Origin of the sequence: Shewanella septentrionalis (assembly GCF_025370265.1) — a bacterium.
Taxonomy (GTDB): domain Bacteria; phylum Pseudomonadota; class Gammaproteobacteria; order Enterobacterales; family Shewanellaceae; genus Shewanella; species Shewanella hafniensis.
In genome coordinates this window covers 23,580-34,100 of record NZ_JAMTCC010000048.1, presented here as the reverse complement: position 1 = coordinate 34,100, position 10,521 = coordinate 23,580, and the positions used below count along the sequence as shown (strand labels likewise).

Below are 10,521 nucleotides of genomic sequence, written 5' to 3'. Positions count from 1 at the left end.
GCAAGCCTTTATGAGTGGAGACCTGCAAACGCTAAGTCCTCTGAAGCAACCTCTTCTCACGACGAATAAAAGCCTGCTCAAAGTACGGTTCAAAATACAGAGAAAAGAACAGCTCTAGTTAACCCGCTAGCGTCTTAATCCTCTCAAGTGTTTGCTGTGTCGCCAGATTTTGCGCTGCTAGATAATCCAATTTTAGCTGTTTGATGATGCCAGTAATCAAGACTAACTCCTGCTGTAACTGCGGAATTTTCGACATATCATGGGTGGGTAAGTTGATATCGACGGTATCAAATAAATTGCCAAAATAGCTCGCCATGATCAGCACTTTATTGGCTTTAAATTCGATACTCAGCCCCGACCCCCGCGCCGTTTTACGGAATAACTGTTCCAGTTCGACGAGGCGTTCCATCACGGCGGGAGACAACAGATATCGCGCATAATGTTGGTCATGGGAATACACTTCAAACATCGCCTCAAAGGTCACGCTTTCGAGTTTCACTCTGGGTTTCTTTAGGCCTGCCATAGTATTACCAAGGGAGCCATAGTCTTGGCTGACGACGGTATGGGATTCAAAGCTAAAGGGCATCGTCATGATCACGACCCCGCCCTTAAATTGGATCTTGTCTGACTTGCTGCCACGGGATTTTAAGGTTAATTCGCAAAATTCGAAGCTGATATCCTCTACCTTGCCGCGAATATGATCCTCTGATTGTTGCTTGCTAAAACGGGGCATAAGTTCGAAATCTGCCACTGAATCAAGGTTGACACAGGAGTCGGGGCTATAACGGTAGTCCCCTAGTTTTTTGAGTAAAACAGGCAAGATTTTATATTTGTAATGGCGCTTATATTGCATTTCAGGCAGATGAACCCACATCAAAATGCCGGCGAGAACGATCAGGCTCAAAATGGTTGGGTCATGGTTAGAGGCTAACGAGATTAAATCAAAAGCCAGTGCGGGCAGGCACAATAGCCAACCTAGACGCTTCGCCCATTTTTTACGGGAGAGTTTAGTTTCAAGCTTTTCAATTCGATAGGCTTCTAGCGGCGCTAATAGCTGCAATAGTTCGGCTTTAGCGTCCTCGGACAGTGGCGGTAATTCAGCGCGGGGAAAATCAGCGGGTAAATTCGCTTCAGAAATATGATTTCGAATACTTTTAAGAGCTTCGAAACCTTGCTTTAAAGAATACAATAATGGGCTCATCAACTTATCCATGTTATCGCCGACACAGCGCCCATTCCGTTGCGCTGCTAACCCCAAACCTTAGCGGTAACAAATAGGGTGGCGGTTAAATTCTGAGGTTAACATGCTGTGATATCAATCCACAGCTAAACACAAAAATGCTAGCACTTAGGCTTCGACTGCTTTCACTATCTAGGTCTACCGCCCTTTCCAGCAGCTAAAGCTTGTTGCAAGCATCAGATTAAACAAAGGTTAATTTATTGTAAACACAAAAATGACCTTCTTTATTCGCGGTACTGATCCAGAATGCCAGTTCACACTCCAATTTAACTATTCAACTTAGCTATCCAATTTCACAATCCATAGCCCAAAATCCTAGCTCGCTTTCTCTATCTCACGATCCTAGCTCACTATCCTAATAAACGATCCTAGCTCACTATCCTAATAAACGATCCTAGCTCAGCATCCTAAAAGCAAAACGCTCCACAGAGACTGCGGAGCGTTGTATTGAGGCATTACAACAGCAGATTAATGCGTGTGTTAGCTTTTCATGTCCTTTTCCATATCTTCGTAGGAAGTATGGCGAACGTCTTTGCCTTTCACGTAGTAGATGATGTATTCACAGATATTTTTACAACGGTCGCCAACACGTTCAACCGCACGCGCAGCCCACAGTACGTCTAAGACGTCTGGGATAGAACGCGGATCTTCCATCATATAGGTCATTAACTGGCGGATAATGCCTTCGTATTCACGGTCAAGCTTAGCATCTTCTTTGTGCAGCTCTAACGCTGTATCGGCATCCATACGGGCCAAAGCATCTAAGGTCGCATGCAACATACGGGTCGCGTGACGGCCCATATTTTCAATGCTAACTAATAAAGGTTGCTGATTATTCAATCGTTTATCTAATGCTGCTTTTGCGATACGCACACAAGCATCACCTATACGTTCAAGATCGGCGATGGTTTTTGAGATGGCGATAATCAGGCGTAAGTCGCTGGCCGCTGGTTGACGCTTGGCGATAATACGGGTGCACTCTTCGTCGATAGACACTTCCATGCCATTGACCTTGTGATCGCCATCGATAACCCGCTGCGCAAGTTCAGCATCAAGTGCGCTGAGCGCGTCAATGGCTTGCTCAAGCTGACGTTCAACCAAGCCACCCATAGCGAGTACGCGATTGCGGATATCATCCAGTTCAGCGGTAAACTGTCCTGAGATGTGCTTACTTAAATTCATGTTTTCCATTTAGCCAACCTTTTACTTAACTGTTTACCAACATGCTCAAAGCCTGCGGTTGCGGCTTTATCCGAACGCTACCGAGCTGATTAACCGTAACGTCCTGTGATGTAATCTTCGGTCTTACGTTTTTTCGGCGTGGTGAAAATCGTGTTGGTATCCGCGTATTCGACCAATTCACCCATATACATAAAGGCCGTTTGATCTGACACCCGCGCCGCCTGTTGCATGTTGTGAGTCACAATAACCACAGTGTATTTCGTCTTAAGCTCGGTGATCAGCTCTTCAATCGTCAATGTCGAAATAGGATCGAGTGCCGATGTGGGTTCATCGAGTAACAACACTTCAGGCTCGATGGCAATGGCACGGGCAATCACCAGACGTTGCTGCTGACCGCCAGATAAACCAAAGGCGTTATCGTGCAATCTGTCTTTGACTTCGTCCCAAATCGCCGCGCCGCGCAGCGAACGCTCGGCCGCTTCGTCGAGTTCACGACGGTTATTCAACCCTTGCAATCTCAAACCATAAACGACGTTTTCATAAATCGACTTAGGAAACGGATTCGGGCGCTGGAACACCATACCCACGTTACGGCGCAGGGCCGCGACGTCGATTTTCTTGTCGTAAATATTCTGACCGTGCAGCAAAATTTCACCGTCGATATGGCAGTTATCCACCAAGTCGTTCATGCGATTAATACAGCGCAATAATGTTGACTTACCACAACCACTAGGGCCGATAAAGGCGGTCACTTGTTTTTTGGGGATCTTCATCGATACATTAAACAGCGCTTGTTTACTGCCATAGCGCAAATCTAAGTTACGGATCTCCAACGCTGTGTCAGTCTGGCTTAAGTTCGCTAAATCAAAGTTGTTGGTTTTCATTGCTGTCGAATCTATAGAAATCATATTCAGTCCTAATACTTTCAGGATAATCGCTGATTAGTGCTCAAGCGAACGATATTTTTCACGTAAATGGTTACGTACGCCAATGGCCGTCAAGTTAAGTGCCACAATCACAGACACCAGCAAGAAGGAAGTCGCATACACCAGAGGACGTGCCGCTTCAACGTTAGGGCTCTGGAAGCCCACATCATAAATATGGAAGCCTAAGTGCATGAACTTACGTTCTAAATGCACAAACGGGAAGTTAAAGTCCAGTGGTAATGTGGGTGCGAGTTTCACTACACCCACCAACATCAATGGGGCCACTTCACCGGCGGCGCGGGCGACCGCTAAAATCAAACCCGTCATGATAGCTGGGCTCGCCATTGGGATCACAATGCGCCACAGTGTCTCAGCTTTCGTGGCGCCCAGTGCCAAACTACCCTGACGCACCGCGCTCGGAATACGGCTCAAACCTTCTTCGGTCGAAACGATGACCACAGGCAAGGTTAAAATGGCTAAGGTTAATGCCGACCAAATCACCCCAGGTGAACCAAAGGTCGGTGACGGTAACGCTTCAGGGTAAAACAATTGGTCGATAGAGCCGCCCATCATGTAAACGAAGAAACCTAAACCAAACACACCATACACAATTGATGGCACACCCGCTAAGTTAATCACCGCAATGCGGATCATCTTAGTAATAGGGCCTTTCTTCGCATATTCATGCAGATACACAGCCGCGACCACACCAAATGGCGTCACAATAACGGCCATTAGCAGCACCATAAAAACGGTACCAAAAATCGCGGGGAACACGCCGCCCTCAGTGTTGGCTTCACGCGGGTCGTCACTCACAAAGCGGCCGATACCGACGAACCATTTACCTATTTTGCCAATGAAGCTTAAGTGGTTTACATAGGTCACATCCAGCACGGTATCCAGCTTAAGCTCGACTTCTTCACCGCGCATATCACGCACGATTACCGAGTCACGCGCGGCTTCATCACGTAAGGCAAATAACGCTTTTTCAAGCACTAAGTAATCTTTCTGCAGTTGTGCTCGCTTGGCCACTAACTCAGCTTTGTTGCTATCAGTGAGTTCACCCTCTAACTCGTAACGACGCTCCTGTAAACGCAGCTTTTCAATCGCGTAGTTAATCGAACCAATGTCTTGCTTCTGCAAATCCACCGCTTTGTCCGATAAGGCCACAGCGCGTTCGATATGCTCCATCAAGGAAGATTCAATCGCATCGTTGACTAAATCCAGACGCTTGCCGTTTTCAATCACAGCGATTGGATAACCGTAGAAGTTACCGTTTTTAGCCCGCTCAATCATGGCAACATCGCTTGGCGTAGAACGGCTCAGAATGTCAGTGCTTAATATCCAGCGGAAATCCAGCCCCACAAATTCGCGGTTACCTGTCTTCACTAAATAACGGGTGACGAACTCGCCAGGATGCTCTTTAAACACATGGCCCGCAGCAATCAAACGCTCAGTCGGGACTTCTTCCCTATCGTAAACTTCACCAATTAAGGTTGAACGTACACCCGTGTTATCTTCGAGTTCCCACTGGTAAACCGTTGCTGGCCAAAAGTAACTTAAGCCACGCCAAGCGATTAACAGTAATAAGCCTAAGACGGCAATCAAACTGATGCTCACCGCACCGCCCGTCATCCATATCCATGGCGAGCCTGATTTTACCCACTTACCCATTGCACAAACCTCTCAAGGTCACTGGCGAAATTGTATTTAGTGTCATTGTCTTATCCCCGTTACAGCGAGCTATAGCGTTCACGTAGACGCTGTCTCACCACTTCTGCAATGGTGTTAAAGAAGAATGTAAAGATGAATAGTACGAACGCCGCGAGGAAGAGCACGCGGTAATGCGAACTACCGATTGCCGACTCAGGCATTTCAACCGCAATGTTTGCTGCCAAGGTTCGCATCCCTTCAAACACGCTCCATTCCATAATCGCAGTGTTACCTGTGGCCATCAGTACTATCATGGTCTCGCCCACAGCGCGGCCTAGGCCCATCATGATGGCCGAGAAAATACCCGGACTTGCAGTTAACAACACCACGCGTGTTAGTGTCTGCCAAGGCGTCGCACCTAAGGCTAAACTGCCGTTCGATAAATGACGTGGCACAGAGAAAATCGCATCTTCCGCGATAGAGAAAATCGTTGGAATAACCGCAAAGCCCATGGCGATACCGACTACCAGCGCGTTACGTTGGTCGAAGGTAATGCCCAGTTCATTAGTGATAAATTGACGGGTATTACCATCAAACAGCGCCACTTCGATGATAGGGCTGATGGCAAAAGAGAACCAACCCACGAAACAGACCACAGGGATCAACATCAGCTCTTGGTACACTTCGGGTAAACGTTGTTTCCAAGCTGCAGGTAACTGACTCCAGCCATAGGCCGATGCGAGAATAGAGGTCGGCAAGAGGATCAATAAGATCAGGATGCCGGGAAGATGTTCTTCGATCAGCGGCGCTAACCACAGACCCGCCAAGAAACCCAAGATAACCGTCGGTAAGGCTTCCATGATTTCGATGGTCGGTTTAACGAAACCGCGCACCTTAGGCGACATAAAGTAAGCAGTGTAAATCGCACCGGCAATGGCTAAAGGCACGGCAAACAACATGGCATAGAATGCCGCTTTCATCGTACCGTAGGCCAATGGCATTAAGCTCAGCTTAGCTTCGAAATCGTCAGAACCCGAGGTTGATTGCCATACGTATTTAGGCTCTGGATAACCTTCGTACCACACCTTGTCCCACATGGCGCTCCATGACACTTCTGGGTGAGAGTTTTCCACACTGAAGATATGCAGCTTTTTATCCGCTTCAACGACTATGCCGTTTGAGCGTGGGGTAAAGCCCATTTTACCTGGGTTTTTAAGGTCGAATTTTTCGTCAAACAGTTCACGATGACTCGTGGTGTAGAGCAATGTCAGCTCGCCCTCAGGGCTCACAGTAGCAAAACTCTTACGGTAGAATTCAGAGGTAAGTGACTCGATAGGCGGTAAGTCATCAAACTGGCGGATTTCTTGATATAAACGCCCTTTTGGACCACTGACTTGGAAGTACTGGGCCACAATACCTGTGTCGTAGCTGACCAGTAACGAACTCGCGCCCGCCAGCAAAGCCACGTTATTCACTTGAGCTTTAGCACGTTCAACATCAATCACCTGCAGCAGATCTAAGCTGTCAGTATCACGGATGTCGTACACAAAGATTTTATTGCCAGTTTGCAACATCAATTGACGTTGATCTGGCGTCATCAGCTCATGGGAGACTTTCTTCGGAGCATCTTGAATTTGTGACGTCGTAGACACCCACTCCACTTCTTCAGTCATCATGTTCTCTTGCCCTTCGAGGCGAGTCAGGCGCCAAACGCCGCTCTCATCTTGATAGGCAAAGCTCATTTTGTCTGAACTGTAGGTGAAGGTCAGTTTATGAATCGCACTGCCCGTTTCATCGACTGTAATTGGGGTTTCGCCTGCGGGATAACGCAGTTTAGGCGTGATTAAGCGCTTGTTGTTTGGATAACTTAAACCAAACTCTAGGCCAGCCACTAGGACCTGACCATTACTTAATCCCAGCGCAAAACGCTGTTCGCTCGGCACGGCAACTGCGGCACTGGTCACAGTCACGCCCGCTGGCAATGGCGGTGTAAAGCTAGAAAGTAGGCTACCGTCGGCAACGGTATAGAAGTCCACTTGGCCATCAACGGCCACACGGTACATCACCTCATTTTGCTCTTCAGCGCCCACCATTAAAGTAGGTACATCCGCGTGTTGATAGCTCACAGTCTTAACCGGCGTGACATCAGCACTATCGAAAATAGGTTTAATCACATACAACAGATAAAAGAAGATCAACAATAAGGCGACAAACACCATAGTGCCGCCGATAGTGACGCCGATTTGCGCCGCTTTATCCTTAAATGCCCTGCGATTCGAGCGTCCGCCTTTAAGCATACTGTGCGATGCAGAACCAGGTTGAGTGACCTGACTTTCCATTAAGAACCTCTATTATTAATAGCCAGCGAGTTTTTTCGCTAGGATTTGCCGAGTGCTATGCTTACACTGTTTGAACGTAAACTGAGCAATAACAACATCCTTTATTCTAAGTGCGTTGGATTATATGACGCAAAGATGACAGTTGTGTTACACCCCGTTTTAAAACAGGTGCCTTTTACAAAAAATAGGAGTCAGTCACTATGCTACGATATTTGATCACACTACAAGCACCTGATAGAAAAGGATTAGTAGAACAAATCGCCCATGCGGTGAGCCGTCACGGCGGCAACTGGCTCGACTCGGAATTGCGCCATATCGACGGTATCTTTGCTGCTATTCTGTTACTTGAAGTGCCTTCACTGCGTATGGACGAGCTCATTGAGGCGCTAGAGTGCATCGATAGCCTCACCCTCACCTACGCCAAAACCTCGGTCGCCCTTAAACCCATCAAACGCTTAAGCTACAACCTGGTGGCCTATGACAGACCCGGACTCGTGCTCGATATCTCAAATAAGATCAACGCCCTTGGCATCAATATCGAGCAGTTTAGTAGCCAATATGAAACCGCTGGCCACACAGGTATCGCTCTGTTTCGGGCGACTATCGGCCTTGGACTCACAGATCTCGCCCAAGAAGAGCAACTAGTAACATCCCTCTATGCCCTGGGTGATGATCTCGTGCTCGATAGATTAAGCCGTTAACCTTTACGACGAGCGAACACTTTGCACACCCACACGTTTAGAGCGTGCATTTGCTATAGCACTTTCAAACAGCACTTAAATGGCACTTAAGAACGGTTTTTAAAATGCTAAAAATACAAACGCCGCTAAGCAGATGCCTGCGGCGTTTTTGTTTAACTCACTTTTTGATGCCGAGATTTGACTAAGTAACGCAGCGGCACTTGGGAGATCAACATCCCCAGCAACATCAAGCCACAGCCGAATAATGCCCGCACACTCAAACTCTCATCGAGGAAGATAATACCGCCAATGGCCGCAAATACGGTTTCTAAACTGAGGATAATCGCCGCATGGGCAGGATGCGCATTTTTCTGCGCCAACACTTGCAAGGTATAAGCAATCCCTACCGAAATCAGCCCAGCATAGAAAAGTGAACCCCAAGCCGCCATCACGCCATCGAGCGTGGTGACTTCAATTACCGCCGACACCATCAAACTCAGCACGCCGCAGACGAAAAACTGCATCATGGCTAACACCACGGGCGAAATCCGCTTGGCAAAATGATCCACCGCCAGAATGTGCAATGCCCAAAACAAGGCGCCCACCAACTGCAAGGCATCGCCATAACCTATGCTCATGCCATCTTTAACACTTAAAAAATACAAACCGACTGCGGCAATCGCGCAGCCAAGCCAAGTATTCAATCCTGTCGTATGTTTTAGCGCTAACCCAAGCACAGGCACTAACACTATATATAGGCCTGTGATAAAGCCCGCGTTCGCCGCCGTGGTGTATTGCAAACCGACCTGTTGAAATGACGCGCCCGCAAACAGTAAAACCCCAACCAGCAAACTGCCGCGCACTAAATCCTTTGGCGCACTCACATGCAGCTTATTTTGCCGACGCAAGTACCACACCAAAGGCACTAAACTAAACGTCCCCATTAAAAAGCGAATACCATTAAACGCAAAGGGGGAAAGATGTTCCATGCCTAAGGTTTGGGCGACAAATCCAAAGCCCCAAATCGCGGCGGCAAGCAGTAATAACAGGTTGGCAGGCAAGATAAATTCTCGACGAACAAAAAGATCACAAGATTACCTAGCCGCGTGAGACTTGTCCAAACATGTTGCAACTTTGTAGTTAAACCCTCTCTGGGAGCGGTTACTTTTTCGCTTGCGACTGCAAGCGCTTAGCTTGACTGAGGATCTCATTTAAAAACACTGAATCCGTTTGTTTTGCCAGTAGCACGGCTTTGTCGGAGGCTTGTATCGCCTGCTCAAGCTGTCCATCCAGATCATAGGCGGTCGCTAAACTGTCCCATAACACCTCTGAATAGGGGAACGCGCGCGTCCCCTCTGCGAGAATTTCAACGCCCCAAGCCGTTTTTTGTTCATAAGTCGCTTTGAGTCCATAAACATTATATTGCTGAGCAAAGAGTGGAAATTCATAGCCAAACTCAGCGCTCTTTTGTCGATAGAAGTGTTTTATGTCCTTGAGTGGCATAACGGCAATTTCAGGCACAGCATTCCAACCGGCAAAAAGGGTCTTTAACGCCTCAATATTGCCAACCAGCGGCGTACTGTCGTGGGTTTCATCGGGGAAGTGTTTGTAAAACCAATGCAGTTGCTTTGATGCGTTACCCGTTGAGTTTGCACCTAAGCCGTCTTGCAACTGCTTAATTTGCGCCGCAAACGCGCTCGCCATATCATTGGGTTCACTTGCCATACTCAAAAACCAGCGCAGTGGTTTCGCACGCTTGGCTGGTAATAACTCGGCCGACTTAAGCACTAGCCAATTACTGTCCCACCATAAACTGGGACTGATTGAAATCACCGCATCAAATTGGCTATTTGGCGTCATAGCCACATAACTCGTAAACAGCCCAGCTAAGGAATGGCCCGTGAGTATTTGATAATCCGAAGTGCGGTATTTTTTGCCTAATGTACTGAGCAGCTCTTGCTCTAAAAATTGCCTGAACTGTTCAGCACCACCGGAGCTGTCTTTAAATTTATCGATTTGAGTCGGCGTAAAATACTTCATCCGTTGATCCGAACTCACGCCAACGGTGATCATTTCCGGAATAATGGCATAAGTACTTAAAAAGCCAACATTCGCCGCCACATGCTCAAATTGGGTAGAGCCATCTAATACGATTAATACCGGATAGTTAAAATCGTTGGAATGCGCATAGGTATCTGGCAAATGGATTTGTAAGTTGATGTCATCATTCAAAATTTCTGAATGAATTACCGTCTTATCCGTCTGTGCGAAGACAGCCGTTGAAAAGAAGAACATCAGCACTAAAACCAACCGCATAAGTACACCTCCATTTGTAATGCAGGGTAACTTACTGGTTTTCATCATAAGACTCAAATCATTACCCTCAAAAAGTCTGATTAAGATGATGGAGTTGAGTACAGTTTACAAAGACGCACTTAATCAGCTCATTCAATCGACTAATTCAATCGACTCTGGTCATTAACGCCATCAATCGGCTCGCT

The 10,521-nt window shown here is 47.3% G+C and carries 8 protein-coding genes; 1 reads left to right on the top strand and 7 read right to left on the bottom strand.

Features of this window, described 5'->3' with window-relative positions:
• Positions 1-118 precede the first annotated feature (118 nt).
• The 5 genes from NE536_RS20095 to NE536_RS20075 form a co-directional block, all read right to left on the bottom strand.
• A complete protein-coding gene (locus NE536_RS20095; protein ID WP_261273811.1) occupies positions 119-1,201 on the bottom strand; it encodes a DUF3137 domain-containing protein in 1,083 nt (360 codons plus the stop codon).
• Positions 1,202-1,720: 519 nt separating this feature from the next.
• A complete protein-coding gene (gene phoU, locus NE536_RS20090; RefSeq protein ID WP_261273810.1) occupies positions 1,721-2,431 on the bottom strand; it encodes a phosphate signaling complex protein PhoU in 711 nt (236 codons plus the stop codon).
• Between the two features lie 80 nt (positions 2,432-2,511).
• Positions 2,512-3,330, bottom strand: a complete 819-nt coding sequence (gene pstB, locus NE536_RS20085) for a phosphate ABC transporter ATP-binding protein PstB (RefSeq protein WP_106650092.1) — start codon at positions 3,328-3,330, stop codon at positions 2,512-2,514.
• Between the two features lie 33 nt (positions 3,331-3,363).
• Positions 3,364-5,022: a phosphate ABC transporter permease PstA gene (gene pstA, locus NE536_RS20080; RefSeq protein WP_261273809.1), complete on the bottom strand. Its 1,659-nt coding sequence runs from the start codon at positions 5,020-5,022 to the stop codon at positions 3,364-3,366.
• 59 nt (positions 5,023-5,081) lie between these two features.
• On the bottom strand, positions 5,082-7,340 hold the full coding sequence (locus NE536_RS20075) for an ABC transporter permease subunit (protein WP_261273808.1): 2,259 nt from the start codon (positions 7,338-7,340) through the stop codon (positions 5,082-5,084).
• 200 nt (positions 7,341-7,540) lie between these two features.
• Between NE536_RS20075 and NE536_RS20070 the strand changes: the two genes are divergently transcribed.
• Positions 7,541-8,041 carry a glycine cleavage system transcriptional repressor gene (locus NE536_RS20070; protein WP_006085314.1) on the top strand — a complete coding sequence of 167 codons (501 nt, stop codon included), beginning with the start codon at positions 7,541-7,543 and terminating at the stop codon, positions 8,039-8,041.
• Between the two features lie 152 nt (positions 8,042-8,193).
• Here the strand turns inward: NE536_RS20070 and NE536_RS20065 are convergent, their stop codons facing one another.
• Both NE536_RS20065 and NE536_RS20060 read right to left on the bottom strand, forming a co-directional pair.
• Positions 8,194-9,081, bottom strand: coding sequence for a DMT family transporter (locus NE536_RS20065; RefSeq protein ID WP_006081063.1), 888 nt, complete (start codon positions 9,079-9,081; stop codon positions 8,194-8,196).
• Between the two features lie 100 nt (positions 9,082-9,181).
• A complete protein-coding gene (locus NE536_RS20060; RefSeq protein ID WP_261273807.1) occupies positions 9,182-10,336 on the bottom strand; it encodes an alpha/beta hydrolase in 1,155 nt (384 codons plus the stop codon).
• Positions 10,337-10,521 lie beyond the last annotated feature (185 nt).

Coding starts and splice junctions, on each gene's coding strand:
- phoU (WP_261273810.1), bottom strand. CDS start 2,431: ATGGAAAACATGAATTTAAGTAAGCACATCTCAGGACAGTTTACCGCT.
- NE536_RS20070 (WP_006085314.1), top strand. CDS start 7,541: ATGCTACGATATTTGATCACACTACAAGCACCTGATAGAAAAGGATTA.
- NE536_RS20075 (WP_261273808.1), bottom strand. CDS start 7,340: ATGGAAAGTCAGGTCACTCAACCTGGTTCTGCATCGCACAGTATGCTT.
- pstA (WP_261273809.1), bottom strand. CDS start 5,022: ATGGGTAAGTGGGTAAAATCAGGCTCGCCATGGATATGGATGACGGGC.
- NE536_RS20060 (WP_261273807.1), bottom strand. CDS start 10,336: ATGCGGTTGGTTTTAGTGCTGATGTTCTTCTTTTCAACGGCTGTCTTC.
- pstB (WP_106650092.1), bottom strand. CDS start 3,330: ATGATTTCTATAGATTCGACAGCAATGAAAACCAACAACTTTGATTTA.
- NE536_RS20095 (WP_261273811.1), bottom strand. CDS start 1,201: ATGAGCCCATTATTGTATTCTTTAAAGCAAGGTTTCGAAGCTCTTAAA.